Annotated in this window: 15 protein-coding genes; 8 read left to right on the top strand and 7 right to left on the bottom strand. The window is 69.7% G+C overall.

Going from position 1 to position 17,975, the window contains the following annotated elements:
* The first annotated feature begins 34 nt into the window (after nt 1-34).
* Together ACIBI9_RS48945 and ACIBI9_RS48940 are read left to right on the top strand one after the other, a co-directional pair.
* Nucleotides 35-970, top strand: a complete 936-nt coding sequence (locus tag ACIBI9_RS48945) for an ADP-ribosylglycohydrolase family protein (RefSeq protein WP_397233730.1) — start codon at nt 35-37, stop codon at nt 968-970.
* Between the two features lie 415 nt (nt 971-1,385).
* Nucleotides 1,386-3,560: a fibronectin type III domain-containing protein gene (locus ACIBI9_RS48940; protein ID WP_397233623.1), complete on the top strand. Its 2,175-nt coding sequence runs from the start codon at nt 1,386-1,388 to the stop codon at nt 3,558-3,560.
* Between the two features lie 53 nt (nt 3,561-3,613).
* On the opposite strand, the gene ACIBI9_RS48935 is transcribed toward ACIBI9_RS48940, so the two are convergent.
* Nucleotides 3,614-4,873 (bottom strand): serine hydrolase, encoded by a 1,260-nt coding sequence (locus ACIBI9_RS48935; RefSeq protein ID WP_397233621.1) that lies wholly within the window; start codon nt 4,871-4,873, stop codon nt 3,614-3,616.
* Between the two features lie 89 nt (nt 4,874-4,962).
* Here ACIBI9_RS48935 and ACIBI9_RS48930 point away from each other — a divergent pair, with 89 nt between their 5' ends.
* The 4 genes from ACIBI9_RS48930 to ACIBI9_RS48915 all read left to right on the top strand — a co-directional run bounded on the left by ACIBI9_RS48930 (nt 4,963) and on the right by ACIBI9_RS48915 (nt 6,729).
* A complete protein-coding gene (locus tag ACIBI9_RS48930; protein ID WP_397233619.1) occupies nt 4,963-5,487 on the top strand; it encodes a PadR family transcriptional regulator in 525 nt (174 codons plus the stop codon).
* 27 nt (nt 5,488-5,514) lie between these two features.
* Entirely contained in the window at nt 5,515-6,246 is a 732-nt protein-coding gene (locus tag ACIBI9_RS48925; protein WP_397233617.1) for a class I SAM-dependent DNA methyltransferase, read from the top strand.
* Between the two features lie 145 nt (nt 6,247-6,391).
* Complete coding sequence (locus ACIBI9_RS48920) at nt 6,392-6,565, top strand: hypothetical protein (protein ID WP_397233615.1); 174 nt, start codon at nt 6,392-6,394, stop codon at nt 6,563-6,565.
* Nucleotides 6,562-6,729, top strand: a complete 168-nt coding sequence (locus ACIBI9_RS48915; RefSeq protein ID WP_397233614.1) for a hypothetical protein — start codon at nt 6,562-6,564, stop codon at nt 6,727-6,729. The genes ACIBI9_RS48920 and ACIBI9_RS48915 overlap by 4 nt, the downstream gene beginning before the upstream one ends.
* Nucleotides 6,730-6,737: 8 nt before the next feature.
* Here ACIBI9_RS48915 and ACIBI9_RS48910 read toward each other — a convergent pair whose 3' ends face one another.
* From ACIBI9_RS48910 to ACIBI9_RS48890, 5 genes are read right to left on the bottom strand one after another with little or no spacing between them, the layout of a single operon-like run.
* Nucleotides 6,738-7,595 carry a carbohydrate ABC transporter permease gene (locus ACIBI9_RS48910; RefSeq protein ID WP_397233613.1) on the bottom strand — a complete coding sequence of 286 codons (858 nt, stop codon included), beginning with the start codon at nt 7,593-7,595 and terminating at the stop codon, nt 6,738-6,740.
* A complete protein-coding gene (locus tag ACIBI9_RS48905; protein ID WP_397233611.1) occupies nt 7,592-8,506 on the bottom strand; it encodes a carbohydrate ABC transporter permease in 915 nt (304 codons plus the stop codon). The genes ACIBI9_RS48910 and ACIBI9_RS48905 overlap by 4 nt, the downstream gene beginning before the upstream one ends.
* Nucleotide 8,507: 1 nt before the next feature.
* A complete protein-coding gene (locus ACIBI9_RS48900) occupies nt 8,508-9,827 on the bottom strand; it encodes an ABC transporter substrate-binding protein (RefSeq protein WP_397233609.1) in 1,320 nt (439 codons plus the stop codon).
* Between the two features lie 11 nt (nt 9,828-9,838).
* Nucleotides 9,839-11,947, bottom strand: coding sequence for a glycoside hydrolase family 36 protein (locus ACIBI9_RS48895; RefSeq protein WP_397233607.1), 2,109 nt, complete (start codon nt 11,945-11,947; stop codon nt 9,839-9,841).
* 38 nt (nt 11,948-11,985) lie between these two features.
* Entirely contained in the window at nt 11,986-14,040 is a 2,055-nt protein-coding gene (locus ACIBI9_RS48890; protein WP_397233605.1) for a hypothetical protein, read from the bottom strand.
* Between the two features lie 345 nt (nt 14,041-14,385).
* Between ACIBI9_RS48890 and ACIBI9_RS48885 the strand changes: the two genes are divergently transcribed.
* A complete protein-coding gene (locus tag ACIBI9_RS48885; RefSeq protein WP_397233603.1) occupies nt 14,386-14,898 on the top strand; it encodes a hypothetical protein in 513 nt (170 codons plus the stop codon).
* Between the two features lie 176 nt (nt 14,899-15,074).
* On the opposite strand, the gene ACIBI9_RS48880 is transcribed toward ACIBI9_RS48885, so the two are convergent.
* A complete protein-coding gene (locus tag ACIBI9_RS48880) occupies nt 15,075-15,758 on the bottom strand; it encodes a DUF899 domain-containing protein (protein WP_397233601.1) in 684 nt (227 codons plus the stop codon).
* Nucleotides 15,759-15,966: 208 nt separating this feature from the next.
* Here ACIBI9_RS48880 and ACIBI9_RS48875 point away from each other — a divergent pair, with 208 nt between their 5' ends.
* Nucleotides 15,967-17,973, top strand: a complete 2,007-nt coding sequence (locus ACIBI9_RS48875) for a serine/threonine-protein kinase (protein WP_397233599.1) — start codon at nt 15,967-15,969, stop codon at nt 17,971-17,973.
* Nucleotides 17,974-17,975: the final 2 nt, after the last annotated feature.

Here is a 17,975-nt window from a genome sequence, read left to right as displayed (position 1 = left end):
CGGCAGACCTCAGTAGCCTGCCGTTGTGGATCATATGGTGCGCGCCGCCGGGGCGGTCGTCGGGGCTGCCGTGGGCGATGCGCTGGGTGCCCCGTTCGAGTTCGGGACCGCGGGCGCCTTCTCCGCGCGCTTTCCGATCCCCGGTTCTGGCGGCGAGATGTGTGGAGGTGGCGGCTGGGACGCCGGGGAGGCCACCGACGACACGCAGATGGCCGTCCATGTCGCCGAATCGCTGCTGGAGCGCGACGGCCTGGACCTGCCGGACATCTTCGCCCGCTTCCAGCGATGGGCGGCCGACGAGCCGAAGGACATCGGCCTGCAGACCGAGGACGTCCTGACCCGCGGCCTTCCTTGGGACCAGGCCGCCGTCGCCCACTATCGCAGCAGCCGACATGCCGCCGGCAACGGCGCGCTGATGCGGGCGGCCCCATCAGCGGTGTACTTCGCCGGCGACGGACAGCAGACCACCATGGACGCCGCCCGCCACATCGCCGCCCTCACCCACGGCGATCCCGCGGCCGGGGAAGGCACGGCGATCTTCCATGACCTGGTGCGCGTCGCCCTGACCGGTGCCGACCCCTTGGCCGCCCTGCCGGACACCCTTGCCGCAGTCCGTCCCGACCACCGGGAGCGCTACGCCACCGTCCTGGATCCGCACTGGCATCCCGGTCAAGCCACAGAGTTCAACGGTGCCGTCTGGCCCTGCCTCGGCTCGGCCGTGTGGGCCCTGCGCGTCACCGGCGGATACGAGGACGCGCTCCGCGCCGCGATCGACCTGGGCGGCGACACCGACACCGTCGCCGCGGTCACCGGCGGCCTGGCCGGCGCGGTCTACGGATCGGCTGCGATTCCGGCCCGCTGGACGGAACCCCTGCACGTGCCGCTGCCCGGAAGCGGCGGCCGCGTCCTCGGCCTGCCAGACCTGCTCGACCTCGCTCGCGCCCTGGCGGACCGGGCCTCGACCGGGTGAAAGAACCCGCGGCACGCTCACTGAAAAGGACGAACCATCATGCGATTTACCGAGCAGGAAAACCGCTTCCTGCGCGCCCTCGACGAGCTATAGGCCGCCGATGAGGTCGACGTTTTCTTCGAAGAGCGGGGGAACATCGAGGAGAGGCGCCCGAGGCCTTCGGCGGGACCGCCTGAAGGCCCGGCTCTGAGCGGGCCCTCCGGCTGATCGAAACTTTCGGGACGGTGGGCACGGCCAGGTCAATGATGTCCCGCATCCACACCGTCTCCGAAAGTTTCGATATCTTCAATGAAATATTCGCAGCTCAAAAGCCTGTAAAGATATCGACCGTTGAAACATTTCGAGATTATATTGACATGTTTCACGACGATTCCCAGACTGATCGCCAACACTCCACCCGGAAGGGAGAGCCCTGGTGATCACCAGCTTGGCCCGCTCCAAGATCCGTTCGAGGGTCGTCGCGCTGACGGCAGCAGCGACGCTGTCGATCGCCGGAGCGGTAACGGTAGCGCCCCCCGAGGCCGTAGCGGCTGCCGGAGTCGAGGACGAGGGTGCCGACTGCACGGTGACCGGCCTGCCCGACGCAGGCTCCTTACCCACCAACTCCAAGCTTCCCGACCCCTTCAAGAAGCTGGACGGTACGCGCATCTCCGCCAAGTCCGAGTGGCGGTGCCGGCGACAGGAGATCAAGAAGCTGGCGGAGAAATTCGTCTACGGCGAGAAGCCCGGAAAGCCGTCGAGCGTCACGGGAACGGTCTCGAGGACCGGCATCACCGTGAACGTGAACCACAACGGCCGGAGCTCGAGTATCTCGGCGAGCGTCGACCTGCCAAGTGGTTCCGGGCCTTTCCCGGCCGTCTTCGTCGTGGGCGGATTCGGCGCGGACACGGCCGCCATCAAAGCGGCCGGCGCCGCCGTCATCAATTACGACCCCTACGCGGTCGGGAAAGAGGGCACGCCGCGCAGTAACAAACAAGGCGCGTTCTACAGCGTCTACGGCTCCTCCAGCAGCACGGGGCTGCTGCTCGCCTGGGCCTGGGGCGTGAGCCGGATCATCGACGTCATCGAACAGTCGGACGGCAGCATTCTCAAAGCCGATGCGACCGGCGTCACGGGCTGCTCGCGGTTCGGAAAAGGCGCTTTCGTGATCGGCGCGTTCGATCAGCGCATCGCTTTGACCATGCCGATCGAGTCGGGCAGCGCCGGCGTTCCCATCTTCCGCGGAATTCCCGGGGAGGGCGCCCAGAGCCTGAGCAGCGCGTACGGAGAGCAGCCGTGGCTCGGCGACGCGTTCGGCTCCTTCACGAGCAGCCCGACCAGGCTGCCGGTGGACACGCATGAAATGGTGGCCATGGTCGCGCCCCGCGGACTGTTCATCATGGACAATCCGCACATCGCCAACCTGGGCCCCAAGTCCGCGAGCGTGGCGGCCTTGGGCGGTGCGGAGGTCTACAAGGCGCTCGGCGCCGGAGAGAACATCACGTACTGGTCCGACATCCAGGACGGCAACCACTGCGCCAACAGGGCGGAATGGCGGACCCCGTTGCAGCAGAACATCCAGAAGTTCCTGCTGAAGACGGGCAACGCGCCCGGCGCGATCAGGATCTCGTCCAAGGCGCTCGGCAATCTGGCCGAGTGGAGAGACTGGCAGACTCCCACGCTCGGCGATTCCGGCGACACCACCCCGCCGAGCACCCCGGGCACCCCTGCCGCGTCCAACGTGACCGCCACCAGCGCCACGCTGACCTGGGCCGCGTCCACCGACCAGGGCGGCTCCGGCCTGGCCGGCTACAACGTCTACCGCGAGCAGGGCACCACCGACCCGCAACTCGGCCAGTCCACCACCAACTCGATCACCCTCACCGGCCTGACCGCGAACACGCAGTACCAGGTGTACGCGCGGGCACGTGACGGCGCGGGCAACCTGTCCGGCAACTCGCAACCGGTCACGTTCACCACGACGACCGGCGGCGGCGACACCTCACCCCCGACGGCCCCGGCCGGCCTGGCCGCCTCGGCGACCACGTCCACGGGCACGACCCTGAGCTGGACGGCCTCGACGGACGACAACGGCGTCGCCGGCTACGACATCCTGCGCGCGCCCGGCGCGAGCGGCGGCACGTTCACCCAGGTCGGCACCTCGAGCGCGACCTCGTTCGGCGACACGGGCCTGACCCCGAGCACCACCTACCGCTACCAGGTCAGGGCGCGCGACGCCGCGGGCAACACCTCGCCGGTCTCGAACACCGTGCAGGTCACCACCCAGCCCGGCACCTCCACCGGAACGTGCACGGCCGTCCCCACCGTGCAGACCCAATGGGCCACCGGGTACGTCATCCAGCCGCTGACCATCACCAACACCGGCACCTCGACGATCAACGGATGGACGGTCACGTTCACGCTGCCGGCCGGGCACACGCTGACCGGCTCGTGGAACGGCACCGCCACCGTCAGCGGGCAGACCGTGACCATCAAGAACGTCAGCCACAACGGCACCCTCGCCCCCGGAGCCGCCACCACCAGCGTCGGCTTCCAGGCGACCCGCCCGAACGGCAACACCGCCCTCCCGTCCGGTTACACCTGCGCCTGACAACCGGCACTCCCCGGCCCACTCACCTCGCCATTGTGGGTGGGCCGGCTGCCTCAGGCGGACCGGGCGGTGACCTCGCGACCCGCCCAGTTGAGCGCGACTTCGCCGTTCGCCAGGAAGTCCAGCTCGACCTCGCCCTTCATCCTGGCGAAGAAGCGGGTCTCCGACATCGGGCGCAGCTCCGTCCTGACCAGCCCGTGCACCTCCACCATGAGCCGCTCGCCCTCCCGCGTGACGTCCATCGTGGAGGTACGTCCCATGTACCGCATGGTGTAACGGCCGGTGTACCGGTCGAGGACGTCCGGGGCGACGGTGACGAAGACGCGCCGGCTCGGCAGCTCGTACGGCTCGCCGCGGGCGATCGCCGCCAGCGCGGACTCGATCTCGGAGAAAGCGGCGTTCTCGATGTTGGACAGAACAGTCACGAAGAGGTCGTCGTGCCGGTAACGGGCTGAGACGCTGACGAATCCAATGGTGCCGCCCGCGCTCTCCACCCGGTCCGCGCTCACCACGCAGCCGTAACCGTACCCGGTGCCGTCGGCCTCGACGTGCGGCCTGAACAGCTCCACCAGCGACTCGCGCCGCAGCAGCCGGGGCAGGCCGCGGTTCCAGCGGTGCAGGTCCTCGACCGTCGAGTGGAGCGCTCCGGCAGCGTCCTGGTTGGAGTTGTCCAGGTACGGGGTCCTGGTGAGCCGGCCGTCGACCGACATGTAGCCGACGGCGGTGCCGGCGCCGTCGGCCAGGCCGCTGCTCTCCATGGCCAAGGGGGCGAAGACGTTCCGGCGCAGGTATTCGCCGTAGGTCAGGCCGGACAGCCGCTCGATCACCTCGCCCAGCAGGATCCAGCCCGAGTTGCTGTAACTCATCCGCGCGCCCGGCTCGAACAGCAGGGGCCGGTCCTTGAAGTCGTCGATGAGCTGCCGCCGGGTGCGCGGCGTGCCCATGACGTGGGTGAAGTCGTCCGCCGTGACGTAGTCCGGGATGCCCGAGGTGTTGGTCAGCAGGTGGTGCAGGGTGATCCGCGCGCCGTGCGGGTAACCGGGCAGGTGGCGGGCGATCGGGTCGGTGACGCGGAGCCCGCCCTGCTCCTGCAGCTGCAGGATCGCGATCGCGGTGAACGTCTTGGTCTGCGATCCGATGCGGAACGCCGTCGCCGCCGTGTTGGCCACGCCGCGCTCCTGGTCGGCGTGGCCGTACCCCTTGGCGAAGAGCCGCCGGTCGCCGCGCGCGAGCAGCACCGCGCCGCTGAACCTGCCCAGCCGCGTGTACGCGCTGACGAGCGCGTCCATCCGGCGCGAGAGGCGCGAGAACATGAGAACCTCCAATTTGAATAATCCAGTTTGACTATCTGAGCATGGGGCGGCTGATATAGTCAACCTTGACTATCGCGTGGAGGTGTTGAGTGTCGTCGACCCGGATGCTCGTCCTGGGGCTGCTCAACGAGGGGCCGCGGCACGGATACGAGATCAACCAGCTCGTCACCGCCGGGGCGCTGGAGCAGTGGACCGACGTGAAGCCGGGCTCGGTCTACCACGCCCTGGCCAAGCTGGAGGCCGAGGGGCTGGCGGAGACCCGTTCCGAGGAGCGCACCGGCGATCGGCTGCGCCGCGTCTACGCGATCACGCCCGAGGGCCGGCGCACGCTCCGCGACCTGCTGCGTAAGGCGCTCGCCGCGCCCCCGCACTCCACGAGGTCCGACTTCGCGCTGGCGCTGCGCTGGCACGAGCTCCTGGAGTCCGGCGAGGCGCGGGACCTGGTGGCGGCCTCCTTCCGGGCGCTGGAGGCCCGGCGGGTGGCGCTCGCCGCCGGGCGCGAGGCGAAGGCGGGGCTGTCGCCGCTGGCCGACGCGCTGTTCGACAACGCCGAGGCGCATCTGGCCGCCGACGTGAAACTCCTGGAGGACGTCCAGCGCGTGCTGGACAGCTGATCTTGTGGATCAGCTTTAATCGGGTCTGTGCCGGAGAACCACTTCGACGAATGGATAGCGCAGACGTACGAGGCCAAATGGCCGGAACTGTTCGATCCGGCGGTCGTCGACCCCGCGGTGAGCTTCCTCGCCGAGCTGGCGGGAGAAGGCGCCGCTCTTGAGCTGGGCATCGGCACCGGCCGCATCGCGCTGCCGCTCAGCCGGCGCGGTGTCCGCGTGCACGGGATCGAACTGTCGCCGGCCATGGTGGCGCGGTTGCGGGCCGAGCCGGGCTCGGAGAACATCGGCGTGACGATCGGCGACTTCGCCACGGCCAGGGCGGGCGGCAGCTTCACGCTCGCCTATCTCGTGCGCAACACCATCACCAACCTGACGACGCAGGAAGAACAGGTGGAGTGCTTCCGCACCGTGGCGGCCCAGCTGGAGCCCGGCGGCCGTTTCGTGATCGAGGTGTACGTCCCGGAGCTCCGGCGTCTGCCGCCCGGCCAGACCGTCCACCCGTTCACCGTGACCCCGGCGCATCTGGGTTTCGAGGAGTACGACGTGGCGTCGCAGATCGCCGTCTCCCATCACTACTGGGTCGTGGACGGCAAGTTGGAGACGCGCTCGACGCCGCATCGCTATGTCTGGCCGTCCGAGCTCGACCTGATGGCGCGGCTCGCCGGGATGACCCTGCGCGAGCGGTGGGCCGACTGGGGGCGCGCGCCTTTCACCAGTGACAGCAGGAGCCACGTCTCGGTCTGGCAGAAGACGTCGTGACGCGCAGCCTGGACGCTTGGAGTGACGGCATGATCAATGTGTGTTTCGCCGGCGTCACCGGCTGGACGGCGCCGCCGATCGTCGCGGCGATCGACCAGGCCGACGACCTGACGCTGGGGTGTCGCGGTCGGCGGCGGGGAAGTCCTTGGCGGAGGCCGCGGGCTCAGCGAGCGCCGGACGGGTGTACGGGTCGGTCGCCGAGGCGCTGGCGGCGGTCCCGGTCGATGTGCTGGTGGACTACACCAGCGCGGCCGCGGTCAAGGACAACGTGTCGCCGGGAGCCGCATCCACTCGGTACGGCTGCCCAGCTTCGTGGTGACCACCGAGATCGTGTTCGGCGGCCCGGGGGAACGCCTGGTCATGCGGCACGACCCCGGCACCGACCCCAGCCCGTACGTGGCCGGGACGCTGCTGGCGGTGCGCCACGTGGGCGGGGGGCCGGGCGTGCGCAGGGGACTGGACTCACTCCTCTTCGGTGGCTGACCGGCCCGCTACTTGACGGCACCGCTGGTGATGCCCGAGATGATCTTGCGTTGGGCGATGGCGAAGACCACGACCAGCGGCAGGCTCATCAGGATCACGTACGCGAAGATCAGGTGCCAGTTGTTGAGATAGAGCCCGGCGCTGGCCACGCGGAAGAGGTTGAGGGGCAGCGTGTCCACCCTTCCGCCGATCACGAAGAAGGCGTAGAAGACGTCGTTCCACACGTACAGGCAGACCAGGATGGTGGCCGTGGCCAGCACCGGGCGCAGCAGTGGCAGCACCACCAGCCAGAACACCCGCATCGGGCTCGCCCCGTCGAGCTGCGCCGCCTCCTCGAGGGAGGTGGGGATCGTACGCACGAAGCCGGTCACGAAGAAGATCACCGTGGACATGTAGATGCCCATGTAGACGCCGATCATCCCGACCGCGCTCCCGGCCAGGCCGAGTTGGCGCAGCAGCAGGACGACGGTGACGACGGCGGGCGGGAGCACGATGCCGCTGATCGCCAGCGCGTACAGGACGGCGTTGAGCCGCGTGGCGCGGCGGGCCAGGATCCAGGCCGCCATCGAGCCGAACAGCAGCACCCCGATCACCGAGGGCACGACGACGAGCAGGCTGCCCAGCGACGCCTGCAGGACCTCGCCGTCGCCCCACACCTGCCGCAGGTTCTCCAGCAGGTGCCATTCGGACGGCAGCGACAGGTCCGGCGTGAGCGCCTCGCCACGGGACTTGGCGGCCGTCACCAGCACCAGCCACAGCGGGATGCCGATGGACAGCGCCACCAGCGCGAACGTGACCACGGGCTGGAGCCGGCGCCACACGGGCGCGTCGCTCACACCGCGGCGGTGGGGCACGACGGGGGTCACAGGATCTCCTCCCGCTTGCGCAGCACGTAGATGACAGGGAAGGCCATGAGGGCCACCAGCAGGAACAGCACCAGGCTCATCGTCGTGGCCTGCGCGAACAGGCCCTGGCCGAAGGTGCGGTAGATGAAGATGTTCAGGATCTCCGTCGTGCGGGCGGGCCCGCCGCCGGTGGTGGCCTGGGCGATGTCGAAGCCGTTCATCGACCCCAGCAGCGCCGTGGCGACGTTGAACGTGATCGCGGGAGCCAGCAGCGGGAAGCGGACCGCCCAGAACGTACGCCACCGCGACGCCCCGTCGATGTGGGCGGCCTCCACGATGTCGTCCGGAACGGTCTTCAGCCCCGCCAGGTAGATGAGCATCGACAGCCCCATCCACTTCCACGCGTGGATCAACGCGACGACCACGATCGTCCAGGTGGTGTCGCCCAGCCAGGCGTAGTCGATCCCGAGCAGCCGGTTCAGACCGCCCGTCGGCTTGAGCAGGGCCTGGAAGATGTAGCCGACGGCGAGGGCGGACATCAGCACCGGGATGAGGAAGAACACGCGGGCCACCCGGTTGAGCCAGGTGTCGCGTTCCAGCAGCACGGCCAGGCCGAAGCCGAACGCGTTCTGGAAGATCGCCACCAGCACCGCGTACACCACCGTGACCCGCAGCGACCGGAACAGCGTGCCGTTGGAGGCCAGGTCGGTGAAGTTGTCCAGCCCGACGGGCCGGATCGCGCTCTTGAAGCCCGACCAGTCGGTGAAGGCGTAGACGAAGTTGAACAGCGTCGGCAGGAAGAAGAACACCAGCAGGATGGCGAACGCCGGAGCCATGAACCACATGGGGTGCGTCCGCCTCCCGACGACCGGGCGCCCGCGGGTCGCGGTCGCGGTGCGGGAGGCGGCCCGCCGCGAGGTGGTGATCAGCACGTCAGAAACCGCTCGCCCCGGCGGCCTTGGCGAGCTGGGCGAACTGATCCTGGGTGGCCGAGGCGACCTTCTCCGGCGTCATGGTCCCGGTGATCATGTCGGCCAGGTTCAGGTACAGGTCCGGGTTGGCCACCGCCAGCGCCTGCATCGACCCGACCGCGGTGGGCAGCGCGGCGTGCACGTCCAGCAGCGCCTGCGGCACGCCCGCCGGGCTGGGCACCGACGGCTCCAGGGAGACGGTGTTGCGGTCGGCGACGAAGTCCTTGTAGCCGGGCCCCATCCAGTACGCCAGCAGCTGCCGCGCCGCGGCCTCCCGCTTGGCGTCCCCGGTCTTGAACGCCACCAGCGCGTTCGACTGGTCGGGGATGAACGTGCCGACGTTCCCCGACGGCGAGATCGGGAAGAAGCCGATCTTCTTGTTCAGCGTGGCGGTGTCGGCCGAGGCCTGGAGCTGCCCGAAGAACGAGTTCACCTGCACGACCATGGCCGCCTTGCCGGACAGCAGCGCCGCGCCCTGGTCCTCGAACTTCGCGGTCTTGATGTCGGAGTTGAACAGCCCCTCGTCGATCAGCGACTTGTACGTCTTGATCGCCTCGACGACCGCCGGGCTGTTGAACGTCTCCTTGCCCGTGTTGATCCGCTCCCACAGGCCGTCCTTGGCCGCGTCCGCGAGCTGGACCTGCACCCACCACTGGGTCGCCCACTTGTCGCCGGCCATCTCGAAGAACGGCGTGACGCCCTTGGCCTTCAGCGTGCGCCCCAGCTTCACCATCTCGTCGAAGTTCTTCGGCGTACTGGTGATCTTGTTGGCGGCGAAGACCTCCTTGTTGTAGTAGACGCCCTCGACCGCGGGGCTCGTGATGAGGGCCGCGTACCGGTTGCCGTCCAGGATGCCGGTGATGTCCTTGAGGTCCGGCGACAGCTGCGTCAGCCAGGGCGCGTCGTTCAGCGGCTGGAGGTTGGCCTTGGCGTTGATCGCGGTCAGCATGGACGCGGTCGGCTGCCAGAACGCCAGGTCGGGCTTGTCGCCGGTGGCGACCTTGGTCTGGATGCCCTGCTCGTACGGGTCCGGGATCGTCACGACCTCGACCGTCGCGCCCGTCGCCTTCTGGAACCCGGCGATGACCGCCTTGGGCACGGTGTTGCTGTTCTGGGCGGCCCAGATCGTCAGCTTGACGCCGTCGAGCTTGGCGGCCGGGTCGGGCCAGGCCGCGGCGGTGGCGGGCGCGGAGGAGGAGGCGGTCTCGACGGAGGGGTCGCTGCACGCGGCCAGGCCGAGCGCGAGCGCCGTCGCGGCGGCGGCCGTCCATTTGGTCTTCATGGTGGTCTCTTTCATGAGGCGGTGCGGATACGGAGGATCCGGGCGGAGTGGGGCTCGTCGCAGCAAGGGGTGAGCGTCAACACGCCGGAGCCGGGTTGCCAGTCGCGAGCCCAGTCCGGCAGGTGCCGCGGGTAGAGCACGTCGATCTCGACCGCGCGGCCCGCCAGGTGCGGCAGGTCCAGCCGTACGGGCTTCGCCCCGTCGCGTCGCCATACGCCAAGGTATGTGACGTCGGCGGCCCCATCGACCGCCGCACGCAGGCCCAGGGCGAGATGGCGGTCGCCCCAGCGCGGCAGCCCGAGCGGCCACACGGGCGTCGCGCGGGCCAGGTCCCCGCGGATCTCCTTGTGGACGCGTACGGCGTCGCGGACCGAGTCGAGCTGGGCGGGGCTCATCCCGTCCAGATGGCCGGACAGGTAGAGCCGCCCCAGCATGCCCGTGCACAGCGCGAAGGCGATCTCCTCGTCCGACATGTCAGGCTGCGGGTACGCCCAGCTCGCCGACTGCTCGGGCAGCACGGACATCGGCGCCGACACCGCGATCGGCGGATAGAGGCGGAAGTCCTGCTGGTCGCTGGTGGACTGCAGGTGCAGCCGGGACAGCATGGCGTAGTCCATGCGCATGGCGCCGGACGCGCAGTTCTCCAGGGTGAGGCCGGGATGGCGCGCCAGCACGCCGTCCAGCCAGGCCAGGTGGGCCCGGTTGCAGGCCAGCAGCCCGTCCCCGGCGCTGTCGGCGTCCAGGTCGGTGCCCGCGCCCGGGTCGATGTTGTAGTCGAGCTTGAAATAGCCGACGCCGAGCTCCTCCACCAACCGGTCCACGACCTGGTCCAGGTGCGCGATCGCCCGGGGATGGCGCAGGTCGAGGTGGTAGCGGCCGTGCTCGACCAGGCGTACGCCGCCACGCTGCAGGAACGCCTCAGGGGGCAGCTTGTCGGCCATGGGGCTGCGGACGCCGATCACCTCGGGTTCGAGCCACAGCCCCGGCACCATGCCGTGCTCCCTGATGCGGCCGAGGACCTCCTCGATGCCACGCGGGAAGCGCGTCTGCGACGGCTGCCATTCGCCGACGCTGTCCCACCAGGTGCCGCCGTCGTCGTACCAGCCCGCGTCCACGCAGAACACCTCGGCCCCGGCCGAGGCGGCGGCGTCGATCAGCGGCAGGAGCTTGGCCGTGGTCGGGTCGCCCGACAGGGTGTTCATGTAGTCGTTGAACACCACCGGCAGCCGCTCCCGGTCGGGATGCGGCCGGACGATCATCCGCCGGTGCGCGGTGAGCGCGGCGGCCGCCCCTTCCAGGCCCTCGCCGGACACCGCGACCGACACCGGCACCGTCGTGAACGACTCGCCGGGCTGGAGCAGGTGCTGCCACTGGTGGTCGATGTCGGTCGGGCCGAGCAGCGCGACGTACGGGTCGTCGAGCCGCTCGCCGACCTCCCAGCGCCAGGCGCCGTTGTGCTCGATCTGCCACAGCCACGCCTGCCCGCCGGCGCGGTCGATCAGGCCGCCGGTGGGCAGGTGGGAGCCGGTCGACCAGGTGCCCGTGCTGACGACCGCGAGCCGCCCGCGGCCGTCCTGCCCGTGGCCGCCAAGACGGAGATCGGGTACGGCGTGCCCGCGCAGGGCCTCGCGGACCCAGCGGCTCTCGCCCAGCCACTCGCTGTCGGCCCGTACCACGTCCAGGTCGTCCACCGCCCCCGCGAAGGCGGCGGCGAACGACGTGACGCCCAGCAGCAGCCGGGGGTCCTGGCCGCGGTTGGTCACCCGCGTCCAGACCTGGAACGCGCTGACGCCCTCCGCAGAGCGCAGGAACACCTCGGCGCTCAGCCCGCTCCGCGAGTCGTGCAGGTCGAGCTGCAGCACGTGCCACACCCCCTCCCTGTGCTGCTCGCAGCCCCGGTAGGCCAGGCGCAGGCCGACGGCCGTCCGGGAGAAGCGGTGCGAGGCCCGCGCCCGCCCCTCCTCCGGGACCAGCAGCTCCACCAGCGGCTGCGTCGCCCGGGGCAGGTGCGCCGTGGCGGCGTCGCCGCCGGACAGCGACCGGACGCCGACCGGGCCGTCGGGTGAGACGTCGAGCACGACCCGCAGGCTCGGGTGGCCCCAGACGACGCTGGTGTTCATGGATCTCCTCTGCTGCTTTCTGACCGGCCGGGGTTGTACTAGCCGACCGGCTTGGCGATCTGGATGCGGTCGATGTCGGGCGCGTAGCCGGCGGAGGCGTTGCCGAACGTGATCGTGTTCGCTCCGGCGGCCAGGGTGACGTCCACGACCGTGGTTCGGTAGTTCGACCAGCCCAGCGTGTTGCGGAAGTAGTGCCGCTGGGCCGCGCCGCCGTTGACCGAGATGTCGGCGTAGCGGTCGACGATGTTGCTGTTGTAGTTGGTGGCGCCTTCGCCCAGCTCGCCGTTGGCGTACGTGACGACCAGGCGGTAGCGGCCGGCCGTGGCGACGGTGACGTTGTTGAAGCGCAGGGTGTTGGCCGCGCCGGCGCCGACGTAGCCGACGTACTTCCCGCCCGAGGCGGCGGAGTTGGCCGCGACCCGGGCGGCGCCGCCCAGGGTGTTGGCGCTGGACTCGGCCTCGTACGCGGTGATCGTCCCGGACGCCGACGACACGTCGAGGTAGTCGACGTTGACGCCGCCGGCGCTGACGTCCAGGCGGTTGATCCCGGCGGTCAGGAAGATCTTGGTGGTGACGGTGCTCCAGCCCGCGGCGGCGGGCAGGTTGACGTCGGTCAGGTCGGAGCCGTTGAGCCGCAGCTTGGCCACGCGGGCGGCGGAGGCCGAGTAACGCAGGTCCACGTTGTAGTAGCCGTCCGAGGGGGCCGTGACCACGAACTTGGCGCCGCCGTCCGCGTAGGAGACCGGGCCGTAGGTGATCGTGCCCGGCGCGGCGGCGTACTCGGCCTCGTAGCGGGAGCCGGCGGTCGGGTCCTTGTCCGGGGTCACGATCACGTGGTACGCCGAGGAGCCCTTCAGCCCGGTGAGCGGGATCGTGATCTGGCCGCCGGACGGCGTGAAGTCCGCCTCCGTGACCTTGTACGGGCCGGGGGAGGGGTTCAGCCCGGTGTCGTCCACGCCCCAGACGGTGGCGTGGACCGTGGTGCCCAGCGCGCCCGGGATGCCCTTGACGACCAGGTTGGTGTCGTACGTGCCGCTGGCCGGGTTGTTGCCGCCGAAGATCACCCTGGCCTGCCTCTTGCCCTGGTCGAGCGCGGCCAGGCCCTGGAGGGAGCCGCCCGGCGCGGGCGGGGTGACGGCCACGGTGTTGCCGGTCAGCTCGCCGTACCACTTGTACAGCCACCAGCCGCCGGTCGCCTGGTTGTTCCTGGTGACCAGGTCGTTGAGCCCGCCGGCCGTCGTCCAGTACGCCAGGCAGCCGTCGACCTTGCTGTTCTCGAACTTCGCCACGAACTGCACCAGGTTGCCCGGCACGCCCAGATCCCCGGAGAAGCGCCCGTACTCGTTGACGGTGATCGGCCTGGGGGAGATGCCCAGGCTGGACTCGATCGCCCGGTAGTCGGCGTAGTGGGTGTGCCAGCTGGTGAAGAAGTCGTCGCCGAGCTCGTGCCAGGTGGTGACGTCCGGCAGCACGGCGTTGTCCCGGGCGAACTGCATGAACGACCGGATGTCGGCCGAGCGGTAGCTCGCGAAGTTCGGGCCCGCGATGCGGGCGCCGGGGTCGAGGGAGCGGATCCGGCGGTAGACGGTCCGGTAGTCGTTCAAGAACCCGGTGAGGTTGCCGCCGTACCAGATCTGGTCGGGCTCGTTGAAGGGGACGTAGACGTACGAGGTGCGGTACGGGTCGGCGACGACCTTCCTGACCATCGTGTCGACCTTGGCCAGGTAGTCGTTGATGCCCAGGTTCTCGTACGGCCACTGCTTGTAGACGTCCTGCATGTAGATCTGGATCTCGCGGCCGCCGGCCCGCTTGAACATGGGGGCGATCTTGAGCGCGTCACCGTTCGGGTGCTGCAGGCCGTCGGGCGCCTTCTGGGCGGTGACCTGCGGCTTGAGGGCGGCGAGCATGGTCTCGTTCGGGATGCCCTCGTCGCCGAGCCCGTACAGGAAGCCGGTGGCTCCGTACCTGAGCGCGCCGGTCGAGCTGCCGAGATCGACGACGAGCTGAGACGCGGCCTGGGCGGGGGCGGCGTGCACGGCACCCGTCACCAGGACCACCGCCAGCATCGCTGACCAGGCATGTTTCCTCCTCATGGCGATACAACCTCCTTGCGTGCTTCGGGCGTTCGAGCCCTTGGGGGGACGTGGAGGTGCGCAGATGTGACCGGTCACATTTCTTGATGCCTGAGTGTGACCGCTCACATTGCCGAGGAGAAGACCCTGTTACCAGGTTGTTACCGGCAAATATCGAGCAAGGGACGAGTAGGCGGGCCAGAAGCCACCCACCCGTTACCCGACGAAGCGGTGGGCCTGCTGGAGCCCACCCGGGACCGGCGTCTCGTTCGGTCGATTGTGGGTCCTCGGGAGCGGCGAGTCCCCCGAATGCGGCGAGGATGTCCAGAGTGGTTGCCGGGATTTGCAGACGCGGTTGGAGGCGGCATGTCGCCGTTGGTTATTGAGTTGGATCCGCTGAGGGCTGCCGGCCCGGTGCTGCTGGGTGCTTCGTTCGAGGAAGCCGGGCGGGTGCTGGCGGCATGGGGGACGCCGCAGCCCTACGCGCCGTATCCGGGGGCGATGCCGCTCGATTGGCGGTTGATGGGCTCAGGAGTGGACATGCACGTGTTCTGCGGATCCGCAGGCGTGGTGCAGACGGTCGAGATCTACCGGGACTTCGACGTGGAGCCGCGGGCGCAGGTGTTCCTGCTCGGGATGGACGTGTTCTCGACGCCTGCCGAGCAGGTGATCGCAGAGCTGCGGTCCCGCTACGACGTCGAGGTCGACGAGGGCGACTGCGGCTTGGTGGTGCCGGCGTTGTCCGTCGGCTTGTCCCGGTCGGCGGTTCCGTACCCGGGTGTTGATCAGGAGACCATCGACCGCTACACGTGTTTCGAAAGCATCCTGATCGCGAGCCGGGGCTACTACGATCCGCCGCCTCGGAACGTGGCGTCGTGAACGCGGGCCGGGCCGCGTCATGTGCGGATCGTGGGACATCGCGTCCACGGCGGCGGGGGTGAGGCTACGACGGCGCCTCTGCCGCCAGCTCCGAGACCAATGCCTGGTGTTAGTGGGGGCGCAGTCTTTCGCGCCGTATCCAGGCACTTCTCCCGGTACGTGGACACGTCGGCCGGCTACTCCTGCGCCGACTCGGCAGCGCCGTACTCGTCGTGCCAGTTCCACCACTGGTACGGCGGGGTCTGGGGATAGCCCTCGGGGGAGTCCTCCCACTCCTCCTGCCGCCCGAGCGCGGTCATGTCGAGGTAGCTCCAGGTGCTCCCCAGCGCCTCGTCGCCGCGGTTGTTGATGAAGTAGGTGCGGAACACCCTGTCGCCGTCGCGGATGAACGCGTTGGTGCCGTGCCACTCGTCCACGCCGAAGTCGGCGTCGAACTCGTCGGTCATGGTGTACCAGGGCATCGTCCAGCCCATCCGCGCCTTCACCCGCGCGATGTCCGGCTGGGGCGCGCGGGAGACGAAGGCGAGAGTGGTGTCACGGGCGTTCAGATGGGCGAGGTGCCCGACATGATCGGCCACCATGGAACAGCCGACGCACGCGTGGTCGGGCCAGCCGTGCACGTCGGGGGCGAAGAAGGCGCGGTAGACGATCAGCTGACGACGGCCCTCGAACAGGTCAAGCAGGCTCGCCTTCCCCGCCGGTCCGTCGAACTCGTACTCTTTCTCCACCGCCAGCCACGGCATCCGCCGGCGCTCCGCGGCCAGCGCGTCCCTGGCGTGGGTCAGCTCCTTCTCCTTGACAAGCAGCCGCCGGCGCGCTGCCTCCCACTCTTGTGGCGTGACGATCGCGGGTGTCTTCATGGTGGCGTTCACCCTTCCGTTCAGTTCCGCGTCCCCCCTGAGCATCCCCGTCGAGATGATCCTTCAACGTCTCCAGCGGGCCGTCCCGCGTCGAGGGAGACACGCTGCCGGTGCTTGCGCCCATAGGGACAGCTTTTGCGTCATCATGCGGACATATACCTTTGAGCAGCTGAGTGGATCCTCCCTGAGCCCAGGAGAAGATTGCCTCATGTCTGATCCGCGCCCGCTGGCCGAGAACGATCCCCGCCAGATCGGGGACTATCGACTGACCGGGGTGCTGGGCGTGGGCGGGCAAGGGGTCGTCTATCTGGGGCAGGCCCCCTCGGGCCAGCGGGTGGCCGTCAAGACGCTGCACGCCCGGATGGCCTTCGAGCCCGAAGCCCTGCAACGGTTCCTGCGCGAGACCGAGATCGCCAGGTCCGTGGCGGCGTTCTGCACGGCACGGGTCGTCGACGCCGGGATCGCCGACGGCGCACCCTACCTGGTCAGCGAGTACGTACAGGGCCCGTCCCTGGACGAGCTCGTGACCCGGGAGGGGCCACGCACCGGCGGCGGGCTGGACCGGTTGGCGATCACCACCTTGGTCGCGCTGGACGCGATCCACCGGGCCGGCATCGTGCACCGGGACTTCAAGCCCAGCAACGTGATCATGGGCCAGGAGGGGCCCGTCGTCATCGATTTCGGCATCGCCCGGGTGCTGGACCACTCCACCACGGGATCCGGCCTGATCGGCACCCCGGCCTACCTGGCGCCCGAACAGCTGAACGGAGAGCCGGCCGGGGCCGCCTCGGACGTATTCGCCTGGGCCGCGACCATGGTGTACGCCGCCACCGGCCACCGGGCCTTCTCCGGCACGGTCACCGCAGGAGTCCTGAACGCGATCATGACCCGCGAGCCCGACCTGGCAGGCGTCCCCGACCGCCTCCGTCCCCTCCTGGCCGCCGGTCTGGCCAAGGATCCCGCGTCCCGGCCGAGCGTCGCCGACCTGTTCACCGCGCTCACCCACGAGACTCCCCTCCAGGACACGGGTGACCGGCGTTCCGCACCGCCGCCCGAAAGCGCCCCGCGCCGCCGCCGTCGCCGTCCGCCCGGCTTGGCGAAGGTGTTCGCGGCGGCCGCCCTCGTCCTCGTGATCCCCGTGGCCTTATGGCTGACGCCCGTCCTGACCGGGATCCTCCCCGGCTCCACCCCCTCCACCGCCGGCGCGACCACGAAGCCCTCCGCGACGGGCGCGCCGTTCGGCACATTGATCCGCGAGCCCGTCAACGGCTGGCAGCCGTGGGTGCTGTCGCTGGCGGTGGGACAGTGGGACGGCCGTCCCGTGGTGGCCTCGGGAGGCTACGACGGCACGGTGCTGATATCGGATCTCGCCACCGGCGCCCCCCTCCACTCCCCGTTCACGGGGCACCAGGGGCCGGTCTGGTCGGTGGCGACGGGGCAGCTGAACGGCCGCCCGGTCGTCGTCTCCGGCGGTCGCGACGGCACCGTACGCGTCTGGGACCAGACCACCGGCGAACCCATCGGCAAACCCTTCCAAGGCCATCGGGGCTCGGTCGAATCGGTGGCGGTCGGGCAGGTGAACGGCCGCCCCGTGGCGGTGTCCGGTGGCCCCGACGGTACGGTGCAGGTTTCGGACCTGGCCACCGGCGACCGGATCGGCGACCCTGTCGGCACCGGCCGCGGCTGGGTGCTGTCGGTGGCGGTGGGCGAGGTGAACGGCCGCCCGGTCGTGGTCTCCGGGGACGTCGACGGCACCATCCTCATGACCGACCTGGCCACCGGCACTCCCATGGCCAGGCGCGCCAACGCTCACCAAGGGCCGGTCGAATCGGCGACGGTGGCACGGCTCGATGGCCGCCCGGTGGCGGTCTCCGGCGGCGGGAAGGGCGATCACACGGTACGCGTCTGGGACCTGGCCACGGGCGAACCGATCGGCCACCCCTTCAGAGGCCACCGGAGCTGGGCGCTCGGCCTGGCCGCCGGGCAACTGGACGACGGCCGCCCGATCGTGGTCTCCGGCGGCTACAACGATCAGACCGTACGGGTGTGGGACCTGGCGACCGGCAAGCCGATCGGCGAACCCTTCGAAGACCACCGGGGCCTGATCGAAGCGGTGGCGATCGCACACCTGGACGGTCGCCCGGTGGCGGTCTCCGGGGGCAACGACGGCAAGGTCCGGGTCTGGAGCCTGAGCTCCCCGTACCCGTCTCCCTGAAC

This window comes from Nonomuraea sp. NPDC050451, assembly GCF_044458585.1.
This window is presented reverse-complemented; position numbering and strand designations above follow the sequence as displayed.

Coding starts and splice junctions, on each gene's coding strand:
- ACIBI9_RS48945 (WP_397233730.1), top strand. CDS start 35: ATGGTGCGCGCCGCCGGGGCGGTCGTCGGGGCTGCCGTGGGCGATGCG.
- ACIBI9_RS48935 (WP_397233621.1), bottom strand. CDS start 4,873: ATGTTCTCGCGCCTCTCGCGCCGGATGGACGCGCTCGTCAGCGCGTAC.
- ACIBI9_RS48900 (WP_397233609.1), bottom strand. CDS start 9,827: ATGAAGACCAAATGGACGGCCGCCGCCGCGACGGCGCTCGCGCTCGGC.
- ACIBI9_RS48895 (WP_397233607.1), bottom strand. CDS start 11,947: ATGAACACCAGCGTCGTCTGGGGCCACCCGAGCCTGCGGGTCGTGCTC.
- ACIBI9_RS48890 (WP_397233605.1), bottom strand. CDS start 14,040: ATGAGGAGGAAACATGCCTGGTCAGCGATGCTGGCGGTGGTCCTGGTG.
- ACIBI9_RS48885 (WP_397233603.1), top strand. CDS start 14,386: ATGTCGCCGTTGGTTATTGAGTTGGATCCGCTGAGGGCTGCCGGCCCG.
- ACIBI9_RS48880 (WP_397233601.1), bottom strand. CDS start 15,758: ATGAAGACACCCGCGATCGTCACGCCACAAGAGTGGGAGGCAGCGCGC.
- ACIBI9_RS48875 (WP_397233599.1), top strand. CDS start 15,967: ATGTCTGATCCGCGCCCGCTGGCCGAGAACGATCCCCGCCAGATCGGG.